Source organism: Polaromonas sp. P1_G2, assembly GCF_056405515.1.
The window spans coordinates 1-24,588 of the sequence record NZ_JBFUBY010000021.1; the positions used below are offsets into that span (position 1 = coordinate 1).

At 65.4% G+C, this 24,588-nt stretch carries 17 protein-coding genes; 7 read left to right on the top strand and 10 right to left on the bottom strand.

The features are described 5' to 3' along the window. Positions 1 to 279 precede the first annotated feature (279 nt). From AC1D0P_RS04020 to AC1D0P_RS04030, 3 genes are all read left to right on the top strand, one after another. Entirely contained in the window at positions 280 to 2,292 is a 2,013-nt protein-coding gene (locus AC1D0P_RS04020) for a transglutaminase TgpA family protein (RefSeq protein WP_477675515.1), read from the top strand. A gap of 39 nt (positions 2,293 to 2,331) precedes the next feature. Further along, the gene (gene mltB / locus AC1D0P_RS04025; protein WP_477675516.1) at positions 2,332 to 3,420 is read left to right on the top strand and encodes a lytic murein transglycosylase B; all 1,089 of its coding nucleotides are present in this window, start codon (positions 2,332 to 2,334) and stop codon (positions 3,418 to 3,420) included. A gap of 62 nt (positions 3,421 to 3,482) precedes the next feature. Beyond that, complete coding sequence (locus AC1D0P_RS04030; protein WP_477675517.1) at positions 3,483 to 4,688, top strand: hypothetical protein; 1,206 nt, start codon at positions 3,483 to 3,485, stop codon at positions 4,686 to 4,688. A gap of 73 nt (positions 4,689 to 4,761) precedes the next feature. On the opposite strand, the gene AC1D0P_RS04035 is transcribed toward AC1D0P_RS04030, so the two are convergent. The 9 genes from AC1D0P_RS04035 to AC1D0P_RS04075 all read right to left on the bottom strand — a co-directional run bounded on the left by AC1D0P_RS04035 (position 4,762) and on the right by AC1D0P_RS04075 (position 14,571). After that, on the bottom strand, positions 4,762 to 5,733 hold the full coding sequence (locus AC1D0P_RS04035; protein ID WP_477675518.1) for a Bug family tripartite tricarboxylate transporter substrate binding protein: 972 nt from the start codon (positions 5,731 to 5,733) through the stop codon (positions 4,762 to 4,764). A gap of 147 nt (positions 5,734 to 5,880) precedes the next feature. Then, positions 5,881 to 6,300 (bottom strand): TIGR02594 family protein, encoded by a 420-nt coding sequence (locus tag AC1D0P_RS04040; protein WP_477675519.1) that lies wholly within the window; start codon positions 6,298 to 6,300, stop codon positions 5,881 to 5,883. An 80-nt stretch (positions 6,301 to 6,380) separates the two neighbouring features. Beyond that, positions 6,381 to 6,875 (bottom strand): GFA family protein, encoded by a 495-nt coding sequence (locus AC1D0P_RS04045; RefSeq protein WP_477675520.1) that lies wholly within the window; start codon positions 6,873 to 6,875, stop codon positions 6,381 to 6,383. Positions 6,876 to 6,989: 114 nt separating this feature from the next. Further along, positions 6,990 to 7,481 (bottom strand): GNAT family N-acetyltransferase, encoded by a 492-nt coding sequence (locus tag AC1D0P_RS04050; RefSeq protein ID WP_477675521.1) that lies wholly within the window; start codon positions 7,479 to 7,481, stop codon positions 6,990 to 6,992. A gap of 168 nt (positions 7,482 to 7,649) precedes the next feature. Then, positions 7,650 to 8,402: a class I SAM-dependent methyltransferase gene (locus AC1D0P_RS04055; protein WP_477675522.1), complete on the bottom strand. Its 753-nt coding sequence runs from the start codon at positions 8,400 to 8,402 to the stop codon at positions 7,650 to 7,652. A gap of 71 nt (positions 8,403 to 8,473) precedes the next feature. Beyond that, entirely contained in the window at positions 8,474 to 9,301 is an 828-nt protein-coding gene (locus tag AC1D0P_RS04060) for a transglutaminase family protein (protein ID WP_477675523.1), read from the bottom strand. 244 nt (positions 9,302 to 9,545) lie between these two features. Then, entirely contained in the window at positions 9,546 to 10,508 is a 963-nt protein-coding gene (locus tag AC1D0P_RS04065; RefSeq protein WP_436155163.1) for an alpha-E domain-containing protein, read from the bottom strand. Positions 10,509 to 10,510: 2 nt separating this feature from the next. After that, on the bottom strand, positions 10,511 to 12,001 hold the full coding sequence (locus AC1D0P_RS04070; RefSeq protein WP_477675524.1) for a circularly permuted type 2 ATP-grasp protein: 1,491 nt from the start codon (positions 11,999 to 12,001) through the stop codon (positions 10,511 to 10,513). 92 nt (positions 12,002 to 12,093) lie between these two features. Beyond that, on the bottom strand, positions 12,094 to 14,571 hold the full coding sequence (locus AC1D0P_RS04075; protein WP_477675525.1) for a DNA internalization-related competence protein ComEC/Rec2: 2,478 nt from the start codon (positions 14,569 to 14,571) through the stop codon (positions 12,094 to 12,096). Between the two features lie 299 nt (positions 14,572 to 14,870). On the opposite strand from AC1D0P_RS04075, the gene AC1D0P_RS04080 reads away from it, so the two are divergent. The 3 genes from AC1D0P_RS04080 (at position 14,871) to AC1D0P_RS04090 (ending at position 22,353) form a co-directional block, all read left to right on the top strand. Then, complete coding sequence (locus tag AC1D0P_RS04080) at positions 14,871 to 18,482, top strand: transglutaminase family protein (RefSeq protein ID WP_477675526.1); 3,612 nt, start codon at positions 14,871 to 14,873, stop codon at positions 18,480 to 18,482. 139 nt (positions 18,483 to 18,621) lie between these two features. Continuing rightward, entirely contained in the window at positions 18,622 to 21,393 is a 2,772-nt protein-coding gene (locus AC1D0P_RS04085; protein WP_477675527.1) for a circularly permuted type 2 ATP-grasp protein, read from the top strand. Positions 21,394 to 21,417: 24 nt separating this feature from the next. Continuing rightward, on the top strand, positions 21,418 to 22,353 hold the full coding sequence (locus tag AC1D0P_RS04090) for a transglutaminase family protein (protein WP_477675528.1): 936 nt from the start codon (positions 21,418 to 21,420) through the stop codon (positions 22,351 to 22,353). On the opposite strand, the gene AC1D0P_RS04095 is transcribed toward AC1D0P_RS04090, so the two are convergent. After that, positions 22,337 to 23,278: a LysR substrate-binding domain-containing protein gene (locus AC1D0P_RS04095; protein WP_477675529.1), complete on the bottom strand. Its 942-nt coding sequence runs from the start codon at positions 23,276 to 23,278 to the stop codon at positions 22,337 to 22,339. The two genes, AC1D0P_RS04090 and AC1D0P_RS04095, sit on opposite strands and share 17 nt — an antisense overlap. Before the next feature lie 82 nt (positions 23,279 to 23,360). Between AC1D0P_RS04095 and AC1D0P_RS04100 the strand changes: the two genes are divergently transcribed. Continuing rightward, positions 23,361 to 24,548 carry a pyridoxal-phosphate dependent enzyme gene (locus tag AC1D0P_RS04100; protein WP_477675530.1) on the top strand — a complete coding sequence of 396 codons (1,188 nt, stop codon included), beginning with the start codon at positions 23,361 to 23,363 and terminating at the stop codon, positions 24,546 to 24,548. Positions 24,549 to 24,588 lie beyond the last annotated feature (40 nt).

Genomic DNA, 24,588 nt, shown 5'->3' on the forward strand with positions numbered 1-24,588 from the left:
TTTTCAGTATTTGGATTTGGTATTCCTTCCCCACCCCTTGTGGATGCGCCGAGGAGCGGAGGTCCAGACGGATCAGGGATCGCGTTGTCTGAGCGAAGCGAGTTTAGCGAGACCCCGTCTGGACCGAGCACCGCAGGTTGCCCGTAGCGAAGCGCAGGGACGCAGCAACCAGGGTCGCCTTTTCTTTTGCTTAMTTTTMTTTTGGSGAAGCAAAAGAAAAGTGAGTAGCCGCCGGGCTACCCCCGGCCAGCAGCCCTCAGCAGAGAAAACAGAACTCCCATGCTGAGCCGCCTAAAATCCCTCCCTCGCGACGCCCGCGACACCCTGTTCCTCCTGGCCGTCATAGCCTGGATCCTGCTACCGCAGGTCAACGAACTACCCCTCTGGTGCAGCGCCCTGGCAGCCGCCGTGCTGCTCTGGCGCGGCCGGCTGGCCGTGCTGGCGCGGCCGCTGCCGGGCAAGTACTGGCTGCTGATGCTGCTGGCTCTCACCATCATCGCGACATGGATCACGCATCGCTCGCTGCTGGGCCGCGACGCGGGCGTGACCATGCTGGTGGTGCTGTTGACGCTCAAGACACTGGAACTGCGCGCGCGGCGCGATGCCTTTGTGGTGTTTTTCCTCGGCTTCTTTTGCATGCTGAGCAATTTCTTCTACTCGCAGTCCCTGCTGACGGCCTTCAGCATGCTGGTGGGCCTGCTGGGCCTGCTGACCATGCTGGTCAACGCACACATGCCGGTCGGCAGGCCGCCGCTGGCCCAAGCCGCAAAAACCGCCGGCTGGATGGCACTGCTGGGCACGCCCATCATGCTGGTGCTGTTCATGCTGTTCCCGCGGCTGGCGCCCTTGTGGGGCGTGCCCGGCGACGCCATGACGGGGCGCAGCGGCCTGAGCTCCAGCATGCAGGTGGGCACCATCGCAAAACTGGCGCTCGATGAAAGCGTGGCCCTGCGCATCAAGTTCGAGGGCGCGCCGCCGCGCAAGCAGGACATGTATTTTCGCGGCCCGGTGCTGTCCAGTTTCGACGGCATCGAGTGGCGGCCCGCGCGCCTGAACACGGCGGTGCGCTACGGCGTGACGGCCGACCTGGCGGTCTCGGGCGAACCGCTCAACTACGAAGTCACGCTGGAGCCCACCAACCGCCCCTGGCTGTTCGTGATGGAAGCGGCGGTGCAAAGCCCCGCGCTGCCGGCCGGCTACCAAAGCGCCATGCAGCCCGACCTTCAATGGCTGGCCAACCGTCCCTTCACCGACCTCATACGCTACAAGGCCCAGAGCTACCCCGCCTTCCAGCACGGCCCGCTGCAATCCGTGCCGGGCCTGCAGGAGTTCAGGGACCTGCCATCCGGATTCAATCCCCGCACCCTGGCGCTGGCCCGCGAAATACGCGGCGACCCGCGCCTGCGAGGCGCGGACACCGCCCGGCTGGTGGAGGTGGTGCTGGAACGCCTGCGCACGGGCGGCTACACCTACACGCTGGAGCCCGGTGTTTACGGCCAGCACACGGCCGACGAATTCTGGTTCGACCGCAAGCAGGGCTTTTGCGAACACATCGCCTCGGCCTTCGTCATCCTGATGCGCGCCATGGACGTCCCGGCACGCATCGTCACCGGCTACCAGGGCGGGGAGCTCAACAGCGTCGACGGTTTCTGGGTGGTGCGCCAAAGCAGTGCCCACGCCTGGGCCGAGGTCTGGCAGTCGGGCCGCGGCTGGATGCGCGTGGACCCGACCTCGGTGGTCGCGCCCGCGCGGATCGGTGAGTTCGAGCGGCTGGTGGTGCCGCAAGGCGCGGTCGCGCGGGCCCTGGGTTCCTTCAGCCCGACGTTCACGACCCAGTTACGCCTGTTCTGGGAAGCGGCCAACAACAACTGGAACCAGTGGGTGCTCAACTACACCGAGGGCCGGCAGCTCGACCTGCTGAAAAACCTGGGCTTTGAGTCGCCCAGCTGGGAAGACTTGAGCTATGTCCTGATCGCCATCATCGTGGCAGCCGCGCTGCTGGGCGCCGGTTGGACCTTGTGGGACCGCGCCCAGCACGACCCCTGGGTGCGCCTGCTGGCCCGCGCGCGCAAGCGGCTGGACAAGGCCGGCATTCCGAGCACGCCGGCCAGCTCGCCGCGCCAGCTCGCACAGGAGGTGCTGGCCCGCTACGRCCAGCAGCCGGGCAGCACCGCCCAGGCCCTGGCCGACTGGCTGCTGCGCCTGGAGCAGCAACGTTACGCCGCGGGCAAAACGGCGCCGCAGCTGCATGCGCTCAGGGAAGAGTTCAGCCGGCTGAGCTGGCCTGCTTAAAATCGGGCTTGCTTTACCCCTCTACCTGATCGCCGCGCCATGCCCCTTCACCGCTCCGGACTTGCCCTTTTGCTGACGGCGGCCCTGGCCTGCTCCGCCTGGGCCGGAGACACCCAGCCCGCCCGGAAAAAAGTCTCGGGCAACGCCGCGCAAACCCAGGGGCCCTTGTATTCGACGCGGCCCGAGGCCATGCAGTTCGCCGACGACATGGCCGCGCGCCGCGACCTGGACCCCGACTGGGTGCGCGACGCCATCGGCCAGTCGCGCTACAACGCCACCGTCGTGCGCCTGATGCAGCCGCCCACCAAGGCTTTCGTCAAGAACTGGCGCGTTTACCGCAGCCGTTTCATAGACCCGGTGCGCATTGAAGCCGGCCGCCGCTTCTGGCTGGAAAACCAGCAGACCCTGGAGCGCGCCGAAAAGGAATACGGCGTGCCCGCCGAGATCATCGTCGGCATCATCGGCGTGGAAACCATTTACGGCCGTGACACAGGCAGCTTCCGCGTGATGGACGCACTCACCACGCTGGCTTTCGACTTCCCCGCCAATCATCCGCGCGCCAGGGAGCGCAGCGAGTTCTTCAAGGGCGAGATCGAACAGTTCCTGACACTGCAGAGCCGGCGCGAAGCCAGCCCCTTTGACGCGCGCGGCAGCTTTGCCGGCGCCATGGGCATGCCGCAGTTCATGCCCTCGAGCTGGGTCAAGTACGCCGTCGATTTCGACGGCGACGACAACATCGACCTCTGGAACAGCCCCGCCGACGTGATCGGCTCCGTCGCAAGCTACTTCAAGGCCTTCAACTGGCAGCCGGGCATGCCCACGCATTACCCGGTCAGCTTCGACAAAAGCCGCCTCGACATGGACGCGCTGATGGCGCCTGACATCCTGCCGACCTTCAGCGTCGCCAGCTTCAGCGCCAAAGGCGCGGTGCTCGAAGGCCCTGCTCTGCAACACCCCGGCCCGCTCGCGCTGATCGAACTGCTCAACGGCCAGGACGCCCCGCAATACGTGGCCGGCACCGAAAACTTCTACGCCATCACGCGCTACAACTGGAGCAGCTACTACGCGATGGCTGTGATTGAGCTGGGGCGGGAAGTGGCGGCGCGGGTCAAATCAAGCACACCGTAATTGCCATTTAAATTCTGTCGCGGGATTGGCGGCTGTTTCCCTTTGAAGCCTGAAAGGCAGACATGAAGCAACTGACAACATGGGCGCTTGGACTGCTGATGACTGCGGCAGCGATGGCGCAGACGGCGCCCGCGCCGCAGACCCAACCAGCCGTACGCTGGTTTCCCATCTATGCCCGCTTCGCACCCGATGACAGCTGGGTCATAGTCAATCTTTGCAGCTACCACAACCCGCTGTACTGCCGCCTGGTGCGTTGGGAGCCGGATGGGCAAGCGCAGCCCCTGGAAGACGGCACGCCGACCACCGGCCATTGGAGCCTCATTGCAGGACAGGACCCCGGCAAAAGCTACATCTGGCCCAGCGTGTCCTGGAATGGCAAAAAGCTGGCTTATGTGCTTGCCGACTGCCCCGTCAAATCGCAGCCCGCGCCGCCAAGGGCTTCGGGCACCGTACCATCGGTCCCACATCCATTGGAAAAGCTGGACTGCGCCTTCTACAACGGCCAGCCCGCCATGAGCGAATCCACGACCGACTTGAGTCAGGGACAACAGATTGCAGCCGTCTACAGCGCAACCAGGCCCGCCTGGCGACCCGACGATCAGGCTATCTTGTATTGGCGAACTGTCGCCAAGGTCACCTTGGCCAGCGGAAAAACCGGTGGGCTACGCGATGTCTACGAATACGACTTCAAGGCGCAATCAGAAACGCCGAAGTTTGATCGTTTTGCCACACATATATCGTGGGGTCTTGAGACTACAGGGCCTTTTTATGCACCAGATGGGAAGACGTTTGCATTCTGCGGATATGGATTTAACTTTCCACCCGCGCTTGGACTGCAACACATGATCCAGTGTGTCCAGGTCAACCCTCAGAATGTTGTTGATTTCAAAGGCCTCAACCCTCTTTCCCACAACACGACATTCCGATGGTTGATGGAAGATTGGCAAGGCACACACTGGATCACCAACGGGGAGCGCGTACGTCTTGTCGATAAAAAAACCCTTCTTGTCACCGACGAAATTTTAAATACACGACTTCCAAGCGGTTACATCGGCAATCTAAAAAGCCCCAACGGCGTCAGCGTATCAAAAGACAAAAATGCCATTTTCGTTAATCAAACGCTTTTTAGCTCACAGCCGGTTCGAAGAAGCGCTTATTGGATTGCGGACGGACGCGACGCACCGCCGGCACCGCATCTGTCTTACTACGACGCGCGGACACGGGAAATCCGACCCGTCTTTTGGCCCAACGTCGATCAATTGAACTAAGGAATTTTTACCTCACCCTGGTTCGACCTGGATGGACGGTTGAGGCAAGTTCACCTTCGTTAAACAGGCCGCGCTACTCGGGCCTGATGTTTGCGCTCTTGACCAGTTTTCCCCAGCGATCCGCTTCCGATTTGATCAGGGCGGCGAACTGCTCGGGTGTACCGCCGCCGAGTTCGTTGCCCTGGCCCAGCATCTGTTCTTTGATGGTCGGGTCGGCCAGCGCCTTGTTGACGGTTTCATTGAGCAACTTGATGAGGGCCGCGGGTGTGCCGGCCGGTGCCACCAGGCCTTGCCAGTTCTGTACCTCGAAGCCCGGCACGCCGGCCTCGACCATGGTGGGCACATCGGGAAACAGCGGCGAACGCGTCTTGCTGGTGATGGCCAGCGCGCGCAGCTTGCCGGCGCGGATCGAGGGAGCGGCCGAATACATCTGCTCGAACATCATGTCCACCTGTCCGCCCATCAGGTCCGTCGTGGCGGGCGCTCCGCCCTTGTAGGGAATGTGGGTGATGGACAGGCCGGCCAGCGACTTGAACATCTCGCCCGACAGATGGTGCGAGCCGCCCAGGCCGCCGGAGGCAAACGACAGCTTGCCGGGGTTGGCCTTGGCGGCGGCGATGATGTCTTTCACGCTCTTGAACTGGGAACTGGCGGGCACCATCAGCACCAGCGGACCCTTTTCGATCAGGCAGACCGGCACCAGCTCTTTGGCCGGGTCAAAGTTCATTTTCTTGAACATGGTGGGATTGACCGCCAGAGGGGCGAAGTTGCCCATGCCGATGACGTAGCCGTCCGGTTTCGCATGGGCAACGGCCTCGGTACCGATGTTGCCGCCTGCGCCTGGCTTGTTGTCCACGAGCACCGGCTGGTTCAGCGCCGTGGAGAGAAAGCGGCCGATCTGGCGCGAGCGCTGGTCGGCATTGCCGCCGGCCGAGTAGGGACAGATCAGCGTGATGGGCTTGCTGGGGTATTTGTCCTGGGCCCAGGCCAGCGAGGGCAGAGCGATGGCGACCGAAGTGGCTTGCAGGAGGTGGCGGCGTTTCATGGGGGATCCTTGTTATCAGTGGTGTTCCCCAACCTTAGTGCGCGTAGCTGTCAATCAGCTGCCATTGGGGACTGGTGGTTTCCCGTATAGGGCCATCCGGACCTGGGTCCGGCGCAGGCCGCAGTCATGACAGCCCGGGCGAAGAGCTCAAGCCGTCTTTTTTTGCGAAGGCCAGCGATAGCCCAGCACCGCCGCTAAAGGATAAAAATGCTCACGCACCTCGTCGAGCTGGTTGCCGCCCCACAAATACACATACTCCGCATCCGCGCGAAGAAAGAAACCGACATGGCCTTTCCAGCCGCCGGGGTCTTCACGCGACAGCACGGCGATGCAGCCGGGCACGGGTGCGGCCAGCGGTTCACCCCACTCCAGCCATGAGCGCGCCAGCGCCGACCCGGTGCCGGGAATACCAGCCTGGGCCAGCGACCAGTTGACGAACGACGAACACCAGGAAGCCTTGTCGTCATAACCGCGGATATTGGTCAGCGCGTGGTATTCGGTGACCCTGGGATTGCTCTGCCCCACGGGAAATGTACGGATCCCGGCTTCGGCGAGGGCGATGGGCATCCAGGGTCCTAGCTGCATAAAAGTCCAATCAGGCGCAACGATGAAATTCAACCTGCCGCAATTGCAGACTCGACCAGTGCTTAGTTTTCATCGCCGGAGCCCCGCTGTTGCATCGCCTCCTGCCACAGCCTGGCGAGTTCCCCCGGGCGATCAGGGTGGGTTTCGTACGCGGCTACGCCCGGTGGAATCACCATCCAGGAAAGCGCGCTTTTTGTCCAGAGGTGCGCAACAGGCTCAAACTCCCGCGCGTTATGCAATGTTCCAGGCAGCAGCGCCGCCATGGTTGGCTTGTCGGCCGGTTCCGCCCACAACCGGGTATCGCAATCAACGCACACCCTCGCCCTGCGTTGGCGCCCATTTCCCATATCAAATGTCAGGAGCTGCGGGCTTCCCTGCGTGACCTCCAGCGCCGAACGGTCAACCCACATGGCCAGCCGCATGCTGCTGCCGGAGCGCCGCTGGCAGTCTGTGYAATGACACGCGTAGAACGTCAGCGGATGCGCGGTCAGCTTGTAATGCACCTTCCCGCAAAGGCAGCTGCCGGTCCATGGGGGTTTTGATTCGGGGTAACGCATTGCGGTCAAAGGCTGGCACTGTTTGGAATTTGCATATGGCGAAAAGCCGCATTGTGTTGCACGTCAGTGTCTATCCAAATGCTGGACCACACCCGGCACCATTCGACGAAAGGCTCAGGCAGCATCCGCAAGCCGTGACGGGGAGAGTTCGAGGGCCAGGTATTTGGTGCCGGGAACGGGATTGAAGGTGACGGGCGCCGAAGCTTGAAAACCCAGGGATTCGTAGATGCGCTGTGCTGCAGCGAACTCAGGCAGGACATCGAGGCAGATGCGGGAGTAGCCCGCGGCCCGCGCTTCATCGAGGATGCGTTCGATGAGCCGCCGGCCAAGGTTTTCGCCTCTCGCATCCGGCCGCACGTAGACGCGCTTCATTTCACAGGTGCTAGCGTCAACGCGGCGAAGCGCGGCACACCCGACGACAGCCGATCCTTTCCACGCGAGAAGCAGACGGCCTTCAGGTGCCGCGTACTTTCCGGGCAAGGCAGCGAATTCCGCCTCGTAATTCTGGAAGGCCAGGCTCACGCTGGGACTGGCGACATACTCACGAAGGATGGCGACGACATGCGCAAGGTCGTCGGGGAAGATTGCGGGCTTGATGTCGGTCATGGCGAAAGCGTACTGCATTGTTGCAAGGCAAGCACAACGGATGGGAATTGACGAAGCGCATCTTGCATGGTCGGCTCCAGGGGACGGGCCAGGCTTGACCCGGACGTCAACCGAATGGCGACGCGCGCATCAGCTCTCCAAAGAGGAGCGTGATTGCATCACACCACATCACAGAAGCTCGGTGAGAGGCTGGGCGGCCCAAGACGGTATATCTTGATAGAAGGCATGGAATCCTTCCGAAAAACTGCCAAAGTGAAGCCCATGGCTCTGCGCCAGGAGCGCCAGGCTGCGCGATGAAAAAAGGCTGATGTGCCCATTGCGTGGCGCGGCATACCACCAGCTGAGTGGCTGGCCGGCCTGGATATGCCCGTCAGACGTCAAGGTCGAGAACAGGAGCACGCTATCCGGTGACATCAGCTTCTTGAGGTTGGCCATCAACGCCCAGACGTCCGGAACATGCTCAAACACCTCAAAGGCGGTAATAAGGTCGAACTTGCCCAGCGTCTCAACCCTGAGGTCTCTGTCCACAAAGGGGTCATATGAAGTGGATGGCCAATCGATTTCGCGCAACAGCCTGGACAGCGTGCCATTGCCGCCGCCATAGTCGAGATGCCTGAGGGCGGGATGCAGATTGCCGAATCCGGCGCGAAGCATGGTTGCGTTGGCTTTTGGCCGGGTTTCTATGTAACCGGGGTCGACAGCAACGTAATGATCGTTGTAGATTTTTTCCTCGAACTCCTGCAGGCTCCAGGTGCAGATCTCCGGCGCGAAACAAAAAGCACAGTTCTGGCAAATTGCGTAGGTCACAGGCACGCCGGAAAGCCCCAGCTTATTGGGGTGGCATGAGGTGTTGAAATCAACGGGATCAAGCAGCGTGCAATCGGCACTGCAGACCGGGCAAACCGTTTTGTCTGTCTTCATGGAGTTTTACGCGCATCGCGAGGCAGGAAGGCGACCTCAAGCTCTAGATGGTTGGTGGAATCGGGAAGCTGTTAGTTTCCCACAACCGGTTGAATCGTGATCTCCACTGTCATGGACTCTTCGCCGCCGCCCTGGCGCACACCCTTGATGGGCGGGCAGGCGTTGTAGTCGGTGCCCATGGCCAGGCGCACGTGGCGCTGGTCGATCTGGCAGCTGTGGGTCACGTCTATGCTCACCCAGCGGCGGGTGGCGACGTCGAGGCAGACGTCGCACCAGGCGTGGCTGGCCAGGTCGGGTTCGTTGGCGGCGTAGAAATAACCGCTGACATAACGTGCAGGGTAGCCCAGGCTGCGGCAGATGGCGACCATCACGTGGGCCTGGTCCTGGCAGACGCCCGCCCCCGACTTGAAGGCTTCAAGCGCGGTGGTGGTCACGCTGGTGCTGTTCTTGCGGTAGCTCACCGCGTCGGCCACGCCTTTGCTCAGGGCCAGCAAGGCCTGCAGGTCGGCCCTGCCGTCCAGGCTTTGTGGAATAAAGCGCCGGCCGAATTCGGCGAGTTCCCAATGCGGTTCGGCCAGATGGGTGGCGCGCAGAAAGAAATAAGGGTGCGGCAAGGTCTCCGCATCATTGAACTCAGCCACACCCAGGGTTTCGACGTCACCGGCCGCATTGACCAGGCTCCAGCGCACGTTGTCGGCGTCCTTGCCGACAAAGGTGTAGGAGCTGATGGTGTTGCCGAAGGCGTCGCGCTGGGTGAACAGCTTTTCGGGCGCGCCCAGGCTCCAGTAGTCCACCGTCTGGGCCGGGCCGGACTGCGGCGTGAGCCACAGGGTTTGCAGCGCGTAGCGCAGCGGCTCGGTGTACCGGTAGTCGGTGATGTGCCGGACGTGAAGTTTCATGCTCGCGCAAACGCTGAATCGGACGCACTACGGCCGCGCTGCAGCCTCGCCGAGAGAGAGGTCTTGGCTAGCAGGGGCCGCGGAACCGGCTTTGCCGGGCCGCAGGCGTAGCGCCCACTAGGGGCTGGAGCCCGCGGCTCCAAGCCTGCCTGCGCAGGCTTGGACGGGCGACAGGGGCGAAGCGTCTCGCGAGCCGCGGCCTGCAAGGCCTCGAGAGCTACGCGCAGCGAGCGAACGTGGGGGCTCAATGTGTGGCCGGCACAAGAAATTCGCGGCTGATGTGCGCGCCTATCTCGTTGACGCGGTCCAAAAATTGGGTCAGGAAAGCGTGCAGACCTGTGGCCAGGATTTCGTCGATGCGGGCGTACTGCAGGTCGGCGCGCAGCTTGCCGGCGCGGCGCTGGGTTTCGCTTGCCGTGTCGCTGGTCACCATGGCGAGGTTGCTCATGAGCTCGTTGAGGCAAGCCAGCAGCGAACGCGGCATGTCGGGCCGCAAAATCAGCAGCTCGGCCACGCGCTCGGGCTTGATGACGTCGCGGTAGACCTTGCGGTAGACCTCAAAGCCGGAGACGCTGCGCAAAATCGCGCTCCAGTGGTAGAAGTCGTATTCCTGGTCCTTCTCGCCGTCGGTGCCCAGGAAGTCGTTCTGCACCGCGTGGAACTTCACGTCGACCAGGCGGGCCGTGTTGTCGGCGCGTTCCAGGAAGGTGCCCAGGCGCAGGAAGTGAAAGGCCTCGTCCTGCAGCATGGTGCCGGCCGTGACACCGCGCGACAGGTGGGAGCGGAACTTGACCCATTCAAAAAACTGGCCGGGGTCGCGCTCGAAGTCGCCGTTGCGCAGCATGCGGATGACTTCAAGGTAGGTCTGGTTCTGGGTTTCCCAGACTTCGGTGGTCAAGGTACCACGCACGGCGCGGGCGTTTTCACGGGCGTTCTGCAGGCAGGAGACGATGCTCGAAGAGTTCTGTTCGTCGCGCACCATGAAGTCCATGACTTCGCGCGGGTTGATGCTGTCGCCGTACTTGGCGGCATAAGAAGGCTTGAGCTCGCTGATGCTCAGCAGGCTTTGCCAGCCGCCCTGCACGACGGCGGCGGACTGCGGCAGCAAGGAGGTCTGGTAGTTGACGTCGAGCATCCGGGCTGTATTCTCCGCACGCTCGGTGTAACGCGACATCCAGAAGAGGTGATCGGCAGTACGAGACAACATGATTATTTCCCTCCTTGGGTCTGCGACTGCGATTGGAACGCCACGGGCGATGACGGCCCCTCAAGAATCCAGGTGTCCTTGGTACCGCCGCCCTGCGACGAATTGACCACCAGCGAGCCGTCTTTCAGCGCCACGCGCGTGAGGCCGCCGGGCACCATCTGCACGTCCTTGCCGCTCAGCACAAAAGGCCGCAGGTCGATGTGGCGCGGCGCGATGCCGCTTTCGACATAGGTCGGGCAGGTCGAAAGGCTGAGCGTGGGCTGGGCGATGTAGCCGGATGGGTTGGCCAGCAAGGCGGCGCGGAATTCCYCGATCTCGGCCTTGGTGGCGGCCGGGCCGACCAGCATGCCGTAGCCGCCGGCGCCGTGCACTTCCTTGACGACCAGGTCCTTGAGGTTGGCCAGCGTGTACTGCAAATCCTCGTTGTTGCGGCACATATAGGTGGGCACGTTCTTGAGGATGGGTTTTTCGCCGAGGTAGAACTCGATCATCTTGGGCACGTAAGGGTAGATCGACTTGTCGTCGGCCACACCCGTGCCTATGGCATTGCACAGCGAGACATTGCCGCTGCGGTAAACGTTGAGCAGGCCCGCGCAACCCAGGGTGGAGTTGGGGCGGAAGGCCAGCGGGTCGAGGAAGTCGTCGTCGACGCGGCGGTAGATCACGTCGACGCGTTTGGGGCCGCGCGTGGTGCGCATGTAGACGAAGTTGTCCTTGACGAAGAGGTCCTGGCCCTCGACCAGTTCCACGCCCATCTGCTGCGCGAGGAAGGCGTGCTCGAAATAAGCCGAGTTGTACATGCCGGGCGTGAGCACCACCACCGTGGGCTCGGCCGTGGCCGGCGGCGCCATGCCGCGCAGGGTTTCGAGCAGCAGGTCGGGGTAATGGGCAACGGGCGCGACACGGTTCTGGCTGAAAAGCTCGGGGAAGAGCCGCATCATCATCTTGCGGTCTTCGAGCATGTAGCTCACGCCGCTGGGCACGCGCAGGTTGTCCTCGAGAACGTAGTACTCGCCCTCGCCCTGGGCATTGGGCGCGCGCACGATGTCGATGCCGCTGATGTGCGAATAGATGTTGCCGGGAACGTCGACACCCATCATCTCGGGACGGAACTGCGCGTTCTGGAAGATCTGCTCGGACGGGATGACGCCGGCCTTGATGATTTCCTGGCCGTGGTAGACGTCGTGGATGAAGCGGTTGAGCGCCGTGACGCGCTGGACCAGGCCTTTTTCCATGCTGGCCCACTCGTGCGCCGGAATGATGCGGGGGATCAGGTCGAAGGGGATCAGGCGCTCGGTGCCGGCGCCGTCTTCATCTTTAGCGCCGTAGACGGCAAAAGTGATGCCGACGCGGCGGAAAATCATCTCGGCTTCGGCGCGGCGCGCCTGCATCACGTCGGCCGGCTGCTTGGCCAGCCAGCGCTGGTAACCCTGGTAGTGTTCACGGACGCTGGATTCCGTGGCATTCATTTCATCAAACATCGGTCGGCTCATTGGCTTGATCTCCAGCAAGTTTTTGCTCAGGGCATTGTTTTGACGTAGCTTAGCAAGTTATGCGCCAAGGCGGCGCAGGCCCCAACCAATTTTTAACGCCCAGGCACATGATGCCAGTAGCGTTTGCCCTCCTCCCGCTGGCAGCGCAGGGCATCCGGATGCTGGCTGTCCCACAGCGCCGCGCCGCAGGGGGCGGACTTCACAAGGTGTATGCTGCGCGCCTCGTAGCGCGCCGCCACGGCCTCGGCCGGGTGGCCGAAGCGGTTGCGGTAGCCGGCCTGCGCCATGGCCCATTGCGGCTGCACGGCATCGAGGAAGGCCACAGTCGACGAGGTCTTGCTCCCGTGGTGGGGCACCAGCAGGAAATCGGCTTTGAGGCTGGCCGGGACGCTGGCGACGAGCGCGGCTTCCTGGGGCGCCTCGATATCGCCCACCAGCAAGGCCGTGCGGCTACCGTTGGAGATACGCAGAACACAGCTCATGGCGTTGGGCTTGGCGGCCGCGCCGTAGGCCTCGGCGGCCGGGTGCAATACCTCGAACCGCACGCCATCCCATTCCCATTGCTGGCCGGCCACACAGCGTTCAGCCTTGCGCAGGGCCTGCAACGGGTGGGTGTCTTCAATCGAACTGAGGAACCGGGCTCCCGGCTGCATCGCCAGCACGGCAGCCGCCCCGCCTATGTGGTCGATGTCGCGGTGGCTGATCATGAGCATGTCCAGCCGTTCGCCGAGCGCGCGCAGCAGCGGCACCAGCACGCGGTGGCCGGCATCGCTTTCGCGCGAAAAGCGCGGGCCGGCGTCATAAAGCAGGCTGTGCCTGGCGGTGCGCACCAGCACCGCATTGCCCTGCCCTATGTCGGCCGCCAGCAGCTCAAACTGCCCGGGCACGACCCGCACCGGCTGCCACAGCAGCACGGGCAGCAGCAGCGGGATGCCGAGCACGCGCCAATGCCAGGGCAGGCGCGTAGCCAGCAAACCGCCCCCCGCCACACCCGCGGTGGCGCACCACAGCGGCGCCGCGGCCACACTGATCGAGGCCATGGGCCAGGCCGCCAGCCACTGCAGGAACAGCGCCAGCACGCTGACGCAGCCCGCCGTGGCAGCCCAGGCCGGCGCCCACAGCACGCCCAGCAGGGCCAGCGGCGTGATCAGCAAGGTCACGGCCGGAATGGCCACGGCATTGGCCAGCAGGCCTACCAGCGAGACCTGGTTGAACAGCAGCAGCGACAAAGGCGTGAGCGCGAGCGTCACCACCCATTGTTCGCGCAGGGCGCGGGCCAGGCCGGCCAGCCAGCGCGGGCCGAACCGCCGCCATCCCGTCTGCGGCGCGCCCGAAGGGTTCATCCTTTCGTCCCCCGCATGGCCGGCGCCCGCATCCGTGGCAAACAGCACGCCGACCGCCACAAAAGAGAGCCAGAAGCCGGCCTGCATCAGCGCCCAGGGGTCCAGGGCCACCACCACGGCCATGGCCAGCAGCCAGGTCTGCGTCCAGGGCCATTGCCGGCCACCCTGGCGCAGCAGGATCACGGTGGCCAGCATCCAGATGGTTCGCTGCGCGGGCACGCCCCAGCCTGAAAACAGCGCATAAAGCGCCGCCAGCAACAGCCCGCCCAGCGCGCCGGCGCCGGCGGCCGGCAGTGCCAGGCACAGGCTGGGTGTGAGGCGCGCGGTGCGCCGCCACAAACCGCCCACCAGCAGCGAGGCGGCCCAGGCGAACATGGTGATGTGCAGGCCGGAAATACTCATCAAATGCGCGACACCGGTGGCGCGAAAGACGTCCCAGTCAGCGCGCTCAATGGCATTCTGGTCGCCGACCACCAGCGCGGCGATGATGCCGGCCCACTGGCGGTTCTCCACACGTTCAAAAATCCGCTCGCGCACCGCCTGCCGGGCTTGCTCCACAGGGTGCCGCCAGCTGCTGGAAAGTTTTTCGGGTGGCGCGTCATGCGTGCCGGCGCGCACATAGCCGGTGGCCTGTATGCCCTGCTCCCACAGCCACAGCTCGTAGTCGAAGCCGTGYGGGTTGCTGTTGCCGTGCGGTGCCTTGAGCCGCACCGTCATGCGCCAGCGTTCGCCGGCCCGCAAGGCCTGCGGCTGGCGCTGCAGGGCCAGCGCCACTTCGAAAGGGTCCGAGTCCTGGGCCAGGGGGCGAGGCTCGCGCCCGGCAAAGCCCGAATACCAGCCCAGCAGGATTTGTGGCGGCAGGGTGAGTTTGCGGCCGTCCAGGCGGGCGGACTCGATGCCGAGGCGAAAGCGCAAGCCATCCTCGCCGGGCTGCGGCATGGCCAGCACGCTGCCGGTGACCTCGATGTCGCGGCCTTCCAGGGCCGGTTCCAGGGCCGTGGACTGGAAAGCGCAGGCCCGCCAGCCGGCCGAGCCCCATCCCAGCAGCGCCGCCAGCGCAAACGCGAGCATCACCCTGCCCCACAGGGGTTTTATCGCGCGCCGGCCGAAACGCCAGAAAATCCCGGCCACGGCGACCGCCAGCAGGGTGCACAAGGTATAGCCTGTCTGCGACCACAGCGTGGGCTGCTGCAACTGCAGGGCCACGCCAGAGATGAAACCGGCCAAAACAGGCCCCGGGCTCGCAGCGTATGGCCGTGGCACCGTGAATACAGCTGGCTTCAAAGCTGCCTCCCCTTCTTTTTTTGCTTTTTTTAGAACCTGTTTAACGGGAGGCCCAGGCAAAGAGCCGACAGCAGGCCATGCAAACTCCGCATATGGCGCAGCTCTTGCTTTCAGAAATACCGTCAAATCCGGGTAAGCTGTCTACGCGTCCTAATGTCCAGGCTGCATGATGTGGCGGCCTGTGATGGGTTTATTTTTCCGGCGGTGTGCCACGCCCTGTTATTTTTTTAAGCGAGGTTGCCTTGTCCATCCACGTTGCCCTGAGCCACATCACCCACTACAAATACGACCGGCTGGTGAAACTCGGCCCCCAGGTGGTCCGCCTGCGGCCAGCGCCGCACAGCCGCACGCAGGTGCTGTCTTATTCCCTCAAGGTCGAGCCCGCCGGGCATTTCATCAACTGGCAGCAAGACCCGTTTGCCAACTACCAGGCCCGCCTGGTGTTTCCCGAGCCGACACGCGAGTTCAAGGTCACGGTGGACCTGGTCGTCGAGATGGCGGTGTTCAACCCCTTTGATTTCTTCCTGGAACCGGCCGCCGAGGAGTTCCCCTTCACCTACAACGCGCTGCAGGCCCGCGAACTCGCCCCCTACCTGGCCACCCAGCCGGCGACGCCGCTGCTCAAGCGCTACCTCGAAAAAATCGACCGCACGCCCAAGCGCACCATCGACTTCCTGGTGGGCCTGAACCAGGGCTTGCAGTCGGACATCAAGTACTCGATCCGCWTGGAGCCCGGCGTGCAGACGCCSGAAGAAACCCTGCGCCTGGCCTGCGGCTCCTGCCGCGACACCGGCTGGCTGCTGGTCCAACTGCTGCGCCACATGGGCCTGGCCGCGCGTTTTGTCTCGGGCTACCTGATCCAGCTCAAGGCCGACGTCAAATCCATCGACGGCCCCAGCGGCGCCGAAGCCGACTTCACCGACCTGCACGCCTGGTGCGAAGTCTTTCTGCCCGGCGCCGGCTGGGTGGGCCTGGACCCGACCTCCGGCCTGATGGCGGGCGAAGGCCACATCCCGCTGGCCTGCACACCCGAGCCATCGAGCGCCGCGCCGGTCGAAGGCGGCGTCGACAAATCCGAAGTCGAATTCGAGCACCACATGGCGGTGCAGCGCATCTACGAATCGCCGCGCGTGACCAAGCCCTATACCGAGGAACAATGGCAGGAGGTGCTGGCGCTCGGCGAAAAGGTCGACCAGGACCTGGCAGCCGGCGACGTGCGCCTGACCATGGGCGGCGAGCCGACCTTTGTGGCCACCACAGACCGCGACGCGGCCGAGTGGAACATCGACGCCCTGGGCCCGACCAAGCGCGGCTACGCGACCGAACTCGTGCAGAAGCTGCGCGCCGAATACGGCGAAGGCGGTTTCCTGCATTTCGGCCAGGGCAAGTGGTACCCCGGCGAGCAGCTGCCGCGCTGGGCGCTCAGCATCTTCTGGCGCAAGGACGGCCAGCCGATCTGGCAAAACCCGGCGCTGTTCGCCGACGAGCGCCAGCCCTGCAACTACAGCAGTGCCGACGCGCAGCGTTTTGTGCAGACCCTGGCCGGCAAGCTGGGCCTGGCCACCACCTACATCACGCCGGGCTATGAGGACACCTGGTACTACCTCTGGCGCGAGCGCCGGCTGCCGGTCAATGTCGACCCCTTTGATTCGAAGCTGGACGACGCCATGGAGCGCGAGCGCCTGCGCCGCGTCTTCATGCAGGGCCTGGATTCGGTCGTGGGTTATGTGCTGCCGCTGCAGACCAAGGAGCAGCTCAAGCAGAGAAACGCCGGCGCTTCGCCTTCGCTGGCCGGCCCGAAATGGACCACCGGCCCCTGGTTCTTCCGCGAAGAACGCATGTACCTGATGCCGGGCGACTCGCCCATGGGCTACCGCCTGCCGCTGGATTCCGTGCCCTGGGTGTCCAAGACCGACTACCCCTACATGATCGAGGCCGACCCGTTCGCGCCACGGCAAGAGCTGCCGGCCGCTTCGGCGCTGGCCGCGCGCTACAACGGCAGCTTCAGCGCGGCCCGCGGCGCCACGCCGGTGGCGCCTTCCACGGGTGGAAGCGCCAGCTCGCTGGCGCAGTACATGGCGCGCTACATGGCCGGCAATACGGCACTGACGCAGGCCAGCCGCATCCTGCAGTTCCGCCCGCTGGGCAACAACGGCACGAACGGCGCCCAAGGCGCCGACGGCAAACCAGCCGGCGCTTCACCCGAGACGGCCGCGCCCCAGGACGACCGCGCGCCCAAGCCTTTTGAATCGGCCGCCTGGCTCACGCGCACCGCGTTGTGCGTCGAAGTACGCGACCCCCAACGCGCCAACGGTCCCAAGGACAAGCCCAAGGCCAATCCCGACAGCAAGGCCAACAAGTCGGGCCGCGGCGAAACCGGCGCGATCTACGTCTTCATGCCGCCCATGGAGCGCCTCGAAGACTACCTGGACCTGCTGGCCGCCGTGGAAGCCACGGCGCAGTCGCTGGGCGTGAGCATCGTGCTCGAAGGCTACCCGCCGCCGCGCGACCCGCGACTGAAGATGCTGCAGGTCACACCGGATCCGGGCGTGATTGAAGTGAACATCCACCCGGCCTATAACTGGGGTGAATTGGTGGAACATACCGAGTTCCTCTACAAGATCGCGCACGAGACGCGCCTGTCGGCCGAAAAGTTCATGACCGACGGCCGGCACACCGGCACCGGCGGCGGCAACCACTTCGTACTGGGCGGCGCCACGCCGGCCGACAGCCCCTTCCTGCGCAAGCCCGAGGTGCTGGGCAGCCTGATCGCCTACTGGCACAACCACCCCTCGCTGAGCTACCTGTTCTCGGGCATGTTCATAGGCCCGACCAGCCAGGCGCCGCGTGTGGACGAGGCCCGCAACGACCAGCTGTACGAACTCGAAATCGCCTTGCGCGAAATCGAAAACAACCGCAAGAAATACGGCGCCGACATGCCGCCCTGGCTGGTGGACCGCACTTTGCGCAACATCCTGGTCGACGTCACCGGCAACACCCATCGCAGTGAGTTCTGCATCGACAAGATGTATTCGCCCGACTCCGCCACCGGGCGCCTGGGCTTGCTGGAGCTGCGCGCCTTCGAGATGCCGCCGCATGCGCGCATGAGCATCGCCCAGCAGTTGCTGCTGCGCGCGCTGGTGGCGCGCTTCTGGAACAAGCCTTACCACGGCCGCGTCACGCGCTGGGGCACCGAACTGCACGACCGCTTCCTGCTGCCCGGCTTCATCCGCATGGACTTTGAAGACGTGCTGACCGAACTGCGCGAAGCTGGATACGCCTTCGACATGGCCTGGTTCGAGCCGCATTTCGAGTTCCGCTTCCCGCTGATCGGCCAGGTCAAGTCCAACAGCATTGAACTGACGCTGCGCAGCGCGCTGGAGCCCTGGCATGTGATGGGCGAGGAAGGTTCGGCCGGCGGCACCGTGCGCTACGTCGATTCCTCGCTGGAACGCATCGAGGTGCACGTCACCGGCCTTAACGACAACCGCTACGTGGTCACCGTCAACGGCCGCGCGCTGCCGCTGCAAAGCACGGGCCGCGTCGGTGAATACGTGGCCGGCGTGCGCTACAAGGCCTGGAACCCGCCTTCGGCCCTGCACCCGTCGATAGGCGTGCATGCGCCGCTGACCTTCGACATTGTCGACACCTGGATGGAACGTTCGCTGGGCGGCTGCCAGTACCACGTGGCGCACCCGGGCGGGCGCAGCTACGACACCTTGCCGGTCAATTCGTACGAGGCCGAAAGCCGCCGCCTCACGCGCTTTTTCCGCATGGGCCACACGCCAGGCAAGATGCGCGTGGCGCCGGCGCAGGCCAGCCGGGAATTCCCGTTCACGCTGGACTTGCGCTGAGGACTCATAAGACAGGCCCATCAGCCTGTCTTATGGCTGCAACAATTGCATGCGCAAGCGGCATAAATAGCCGCTTTGGCCGGAAACCAGCCCCTCATTGAGTCTTTGCGCTCCTGGGCCGCAGGCATACTTGCAGCACGTGGAAAATAACACCCAGTCCCTTTTTGCCGCCCAGGCGCTCGAATCCCCCTGCGCCCTGGCCGCCGCGCTGGCGCCGCATGCGGCAGCCGGCCATTTCGACGAGTTGCGGGGCCGTGCCTCCGAAGGCCCCGCGCCCGTGGAAGCGGCCGCGCCCGCCCAGCCCGCCTTGCGCGCGGCCGGCAGCGCCCCTGAAGCCGCCGCATCCCAACCCGAAGCCGCCGCCCCCGACGACAGCCTGTCGCCCGACTGGGCGCGTTTTTTCAACTTCCTGGGCACCGACGGTTTTTACGACCTGAACCACCGCACCGCCAACCTGCGCCGCCAGATCCGCGACAACGGCGTGACCTACAACGTCTATGCCGACGCCAACGGCCCGCAGCGGCCCTGGGCGCTGGACCTCTTTCCCATGATGGTTTCGGCCGGCGACTGGGCGGAGATCGAGGCCGGCATCCAGCAGCGCGCCCGCCTGCTGGACCGTGTCATGGCCGACATCTACGGCCCGCAGGAGCTGCTTTCCAAGGGCCTTTTGCCCAGCGCGCTGGTGCATGCCCACCCGGGTTACCTGCGCGGCATGCAGGGCGTGCAGCCGGCCGGCGGCACCTACCTTCACATAGCAGCCTTCGACATCGCCCACGGCCCCGACGGCCGCTGGTCGGTGGTCTCGCAGCGCACGCAGGCGCCTTCCGGCCTGGGCTACCTGCTCGAAAACCGCCTCACCATCTCGCTCTTGTTCCCCGAAGCTTTCCGCGAAATGCAGGTCGAGCGCCTGGGCGCCTCGTACAAGGCGCTGGTCGACGGACTCAAGGCCATGAGCCCGGGCGACGGCAACGAGGAAAGCCGCGTGGTGCTGCTGACCCCGGGGCCTTACAACGAAACCTATTTCGAGCATGCCTAYCTCGCCCGCTTCCTGGGCCTGACGCTGGTGGAAGGCAGCGACCTGCTGGTGCGCGACGACAGGCTTTACCTCAAGACCCTGCGCGGGCTGGAGCCGGTGCATGGACTGCTCAAGCGCCTGGACGACGAATTCCTGGATCCACTGGAGCTGCGCTCGGACTCCACGCTGGGCGTGCCCGGCCTGCTGCAGGTGATACGCGCGGGCAATGTGCTGGTGGTCAACACGCCGGGCTCGGCTTTCCTCGAATCCAGCGCGCTGCTCGGTTTCCTGCCCGCGCTGTCGGAACACCTGCTCGGCGAAACGCTGGCGCTGCCCTCGCTGGCCACCTGGTGGTGCGGTGAGCAGGCCGTCATGCAGGACGTGCTGGGCCAGCTCAAGAACTGCGTGATCAAGCCGACCTACCCCGGCTCGGGCATGGAGTCGGTGATAGGCCATACGCTGTCGCGCCGCGCGCTCGACGAATGGGCCGGCCGCATCGTGCGCCGCGGCGAAGACTACACGGTGCAGGCCTACCTGCCGCTGCCGCAGACCCCCACCTGGCAGGGCGAGCGGATTTCCCCGCGCTCGGCCATGCTGCGCGTGTTTGCGGTGGCCGACGGCAAGGGTTCCTGGCAGGTGCTGCCGGGTGGGCTGGCGCGGCTGGCCGGCAAGAACGAAAACATGTCCTCCATGCAGCACGGCGGCAGCAGCGCCGATGTGTGGGTGCTGGGCGATACCTCCGCGGCCAGGGCCGGGCACGCCGGCGTCCCGCGCGCCGAGCAGCCCGCGCCGGCCTGGGCCGCTGCGCCGCTGCGCCACCGCCCGCCGGTCACCAGCCGCGCGGCCGAAAATCTTTTCTGGCTGGGCCGCTACACCGAGCGCGCAGAGAACTCCACGCGCCTGGCGCAGATCACGCTGCAATGCCTGGGCGGCGAAGACCAGACCTCACAGCCGCTGCTAGCCTGGCTGACCAGCATGGCCGTCGGCAATGCGCTGGTGCTGGACAGCGTGCCGCCGGCCACACAGGCGCGCCGGGTCTTTGAACGCGCCTTGATCGCCAACCTGGCCGACACCGARCAGGCCGCCAGCGTRGGCTWYAACCTGCGSGCGCTCAAGAGCGCSGCWTCKGCCGTGCGCGAACGCCTGTCGCAGGAACAGTGGCACATGATCGTGCGCACCGAGGCTGATTTTTTCCAGCGCTGCTCGATTTTCAGCAGCGTGGGCCAAAGCCAGACGCAAAGCCAGGGCGGACAGAGCCAGCAGCAGACCAGCCAGTACCTGCTCGAATACTCCTCGGTCGAGGCGCTGCGCGCGCTCGAATCGGCCAGCGGTTTCCTCTCGGCCATGACCGGCGCGCAGACCGACCGCATGACGCGCGACGACGGCTGGCGCCTGCTTAGCATGGGACGCCTCATCGAGCGGCTCAACACCCTGGCCGGTGCGCTGGTGCGCGGTTTTGAAACCGGCTCGGTGTTCGAGGAAGGCGGCTTCAACGCCATGGTGGCACTGTTCGACAGCACCATCACCTTCCACGCGCAATACCAGCAGCGCCGAGACATCCCGGCCCTGCTCGATTTGCTGGTGCTGGACCGCGACAACCCGCGCTCGCTGGGCTGGGTGGTGCAGACCCTGCGCGGCCGCCTGGCCAAGCTGGCCGGTAGCGCGCCGGGCGACATGCCCGAGCTTGCGATGGAACTGCCCGATCCCGGCAGCTGGGCCCTGGCCGACCTGTGCGCGGACATGCAGACCGAAGGCGACGGCGAGGGCCAGTGTCATGACGGTCGCCTGGTCGAGCTGCTGCGGCAATGCTGCGATGCCGCGCTGGATCTGTCGGACACCCTGAGCCGCCGCTACTTCAGCCACGCGGCCTCCGGCAGCCAGAGCCTGGGCGCCTGAGCGCCGGGACAAGCGAGTCATTCCATGCTGCTGCACGTCGTCCACGAAACCCGCTACCGCTATGCGCCGGCGGTGGAAAATGCCCACCACGTGGTGCACCTCAAGCCCGCCAGCCGCAACGGCCAGAGCCTGCTCAGTTACGCGCTGCACGTGGACCCGGCGCCCGTGCAGTTGCGCGAGACCGTGGACGTCTACGGCAACACGCGCAGCTATTTTTCGCTGCAGGCCGCGCATGAAAGCCTGACCGTGGTGGCCGACAGCGTGGTCTCTACCTCGGTGGCCAACCCCTTGCAATCCGAAAGCTCGCTGTCTTCCGGCGGGCCGGTGTCGCCGCCCTGGGAGCAGGTGCGCGAGCAGTTCCGCTACCGCGCCGGCGCGGCCTACGACAGCGCCTCCGAATTCCTGTTCGCCTCACCCTATGTGCCGCGCGATGAGGCTTTTGTCGAGTTCGCCCGCCCCAGCTTCCTGCCGGGCCGGCCGCTGCCCGAAGCCGCGCGCGACCTGATGGAGCGCATCCACCACACCATGGCCTATGAGAGCGAAAGCACCGAGGTCAACACGCCGGCGCTCGAGGCGCTCAAACAAGGCAAGGGCGTGTGCCAGGACTTCGCCCACATCATGGTGGCCTGCTGCCGCGCCATGGGCCTGCCGGCGCGTTATGTGAGCGGCTACCTGCTGACCAGCCCGCCGCCCGGCCAGCCGCGCCTGGTTGGCAGCGACGCCTCCCATGCCTGGGCCTCGGTCTACTGCCCGGGCCTGGGCACCTGGCTGGATTTCGATCCCACCAACAACCGCGCGCCGGGCGAAGACTACGTCACGCTGGCTACCGGCCGCGACTTCCTCGACGTCTCGCCCATGCGCGGCGTGATACGCGGCGGGGCGCAGCACATTCTCGACGTGGCCGTGACGGTGGAGCCGCTGCCAGAGACCGAAGTCCAGTCCCTTACGACGGGGAACTGAGCGGCGCTTCGCCCAACAGCGAGCCTTCGGGCAGGCTGCCCACCAGCCGGCGCCGGCACAAGCCCACAAATTCCTGCGCGGCGCCCGACTGGGCCTGCAGCGGCTTGAAAGCCAGCAAGGCGCGAAACGACACGTCGGCCGCCAGCGGCACGCTGCGCAGGCCCAGCGCCAGGTACTCGCGCGCCACCAGTGGATTCGTCACCGCCAGCCCGGCGCCGGCCAGCACCAGCGCGCATTGCGTAGCGCTGTAAGGCGTTTCAATCACAAAGCGCGCCTGCACCCCGGCCTGCGCGAGCGCCGCTTCCAGGCGCCGCTGCGCCGGGTCGGAGGCCGACAGGCCCACCAGCGGCACCTCCTGCAGGTCCTGCAAATGCAGCAGCTGCTTGCGCGCCAGCGGATGGGCGGCCGGCATGATGCAGACGGCGGGCGCCTGGTAGAACAGCGAAGACACCAGGCCGCTGGTGTCGGCCTCGTCGCCGAGGAAGGCCAGGTCCACCGCCCCCTGGAACAAGGCTTCGCGCAGCACCTTGGAGCTGTCGACCAGCAGCAGGCAGCGCGTGCGCGGGTAGCAGCGCTGGAACTCGGCCAAAGCCCAGGGCATGACGCTGGCGGCCATGGCGTGTAGCGAACCTATGCGCAGCACCGTGTCTTCATGCGACTGCAGCGCCACGATTTTTCGCTGCACGGCTTCCAGGCCTTCGTAGACCCGTTCCACCTCTTCCATCAGCGCATGGGCTTCGGGCGTGGGCGTGAGCTTGCCTTTGGGCCGGTCAAACAGCTTGAGGCCGGCGCGCGCCTCCAGTTGCTGCAGCAGCTGCGTGACGGCCGGCTGGCTCACGTGCAAAGCCGCAGCCGCGCGGTTGGCCGTGCCCAGGCGCATGACCATGCGGAACACTTCGATCTGGCGTGCGCTTGCTTCGGCCATGGTGGACTCCTATAAGTTTTACTTATTCTAAATCGCCATCAGGCGCTGCACGGCCACCTCCGGCCTTCGTACCATTGGCCGCATGAATTCCCTTGTTTCCCAACCCGGCGCGGCGCCCCTCACCGTGGTCCGCAACCCGCAGCTGTCCGGGCTGCGCTGCATCCACTGTGCCCGCGAATACCCCTTGCGAGACCTCCCGGCCGGTTGCCCGCACTGCGCAGCGACGGGCACGCCCGCGAGCCTGGAAGCGGTCTATGCCGAACTGCCCAAAACCCTCAAATTCACCAGTACGGGTTATAAGTGGGGCGCCTGGCTGCCCTACACCCAGGGCGTTTCCCTGAGCGAAGGCGGCACGCCCTGCCTGGACCTGCCGCGCCTGGCGCGCGCTTTCGGCCTGCGGCAGCTGTCGGCCAAACACGAGGGCATGAACCCCACGGGCTCGCACAAGGACCGCATGTCGGCCCAGGCCGTCAGCCGGGCGCTGGACGTGGGCGCGCAGACCGTGGTTCTCGCCTCCAGCGGCAACGCGGCGGTGTCGGCCGCGGCTTATTGCGCGGCCGCCGGCCTGGCCTGCGAAGTCGCCACCTACCACGACATGCCGGAGCCCTATGCGCGCGCGCTGCACCGCCTGGGCGCCAAACGCCTGGCCTTCGAGCGCGGCTTCGGCCGCTGGGAACACCTGCGCCGCCGCGTCGAGCAGGATGGCGCCTTCGCACTGACCAACTACAGCGTGCCCGCCGTCGGCAGCCCGGCCTTCGGCGTCGAGGGCTACCGCGCGGTGGCGCTCGAATGTGTGGCCGATGGCTGCATCCCCGACCACGTACTGGTGCCCACGGCGCGCGGCGACCTGCTCTGGGGGCTTTACAGCGGGTTTCGCGACCTGCTGCAGGCCGGGCTGGTCGCGCGCATGCCGCGCCTCTGGGCGGTCGAGCCTTTCCCGCGCCTGTCTCGCGTGCTGGGCGGGGAATCACCGCAGTCCGAATTCGCCGGCCAGACCGCGCAGTTTTCCATCGCCGGCAGCACCGTCACCTTGCAGCAGGCGCTGGCCGTGCGGCGCTCGGGCGGCGGCGCGGTGGTGGTGGACGACGCCGGCGCCGTGGAAGGCAGCAGGCAGCTGGGCGCGCAAGGCCTGTGGGTGGAACTGTGCGCGGGCGCCTGCCTGGGCGCGCTGGCGCAGTTGCGTGCGCGCGGCGAAATCGCGCCTTCAGAGCACGCGCTGCTGCTGCTGACCGCCAAGGGTGACCGCGACACCTTCGACGCCTTGCCTTGACCTCCTCGATTCCCCGACTCCCCCGACCCCTCCCCCAGAC

Excerpts from the sequence above, each read along its gene's own strand:
- AC1D0P_RS04040 (WP_477675519.1), bottom strand. The coding sequence starts at position 6,300 with ATGCCCATCGCCCTCGCCGAAGCCGGGATCCGTACATTTCCCGTGGGG.
- AC1D0P_RS04035 (WP_477675518.1), bottom strand. The coding sequence starts at position 5,733 with ATGAAACGCCGCCACCTCCTGCAAGCCACTTCGGTCGCCATCGCTCTG.
- AC1D0P_RS04060 (WP_477675523.1), bottom strand. The coding sequence starts at position 9,301 with ATGAAACTTCACGTCCGGCACATCACCGACTACCGGTACACCGAGCCG.
- AC1D0P_RS04095 (WP_477675529.1), bottom strand. The coding sequence starts at position 23,278 with ATGGCCGAAGCAAGCGCACGCCAGATCGAAGTGTTCCGCATGGTCATG.
- AC1D0P_RS04100 (WP_477675530.1), top strand. The coding sequence starts at position 23,361 with ATGAATTCCCTTGTTTCCCAACCCGGCGCGGCGCCCCTCACCGTGGTC.
- mltB (WP_477675516.1), top strand. The coding sequence starts at position 2,332 with ATGCCCCTTCACCGCTCCGGACTTGCCCTTTTGCTGACGGCGGCCCTG.
- AC1D0P_RS04055 (WP_477675522.1), bottom strand. The coding sequence starts at position 8,402 with ATGAAGACAGACAAAACGGTTTGCCCGGTCTGCAGTGCCGATTGCACG.
- AC1D0P_RS04050 (WP_477675521.1), bottom strand. The coding sequence starts at position 7,481 with ATGACCGACATCAAGCCCGCAATCTTCCCCGACGACCTTGCGCATGTC.
- AC1D0P_RS04090 (WP_477675528.1), top strand. The coding sequence starts at position 21,418 with ATGCTGCTGCACGTCGTCCACGAAACCCGCTACCGCTATGCGCCGGCG.
- AC1D0P_RS04065 (WP_436155163.1), bottom strand. The coding sequence starts at position 10,508 with ATGTTGTCTCGTACTGCCGATCACCTCTTCTGGATGTCGCGTTACACC.
- AC1D0P_RS04030 (WP_477675517.1), top strand. The coding sequence starts at position 3,483 with ATGAAGCAACTGACAACATGGGCGCTTGGACTGCTGATGACTGCGGCA.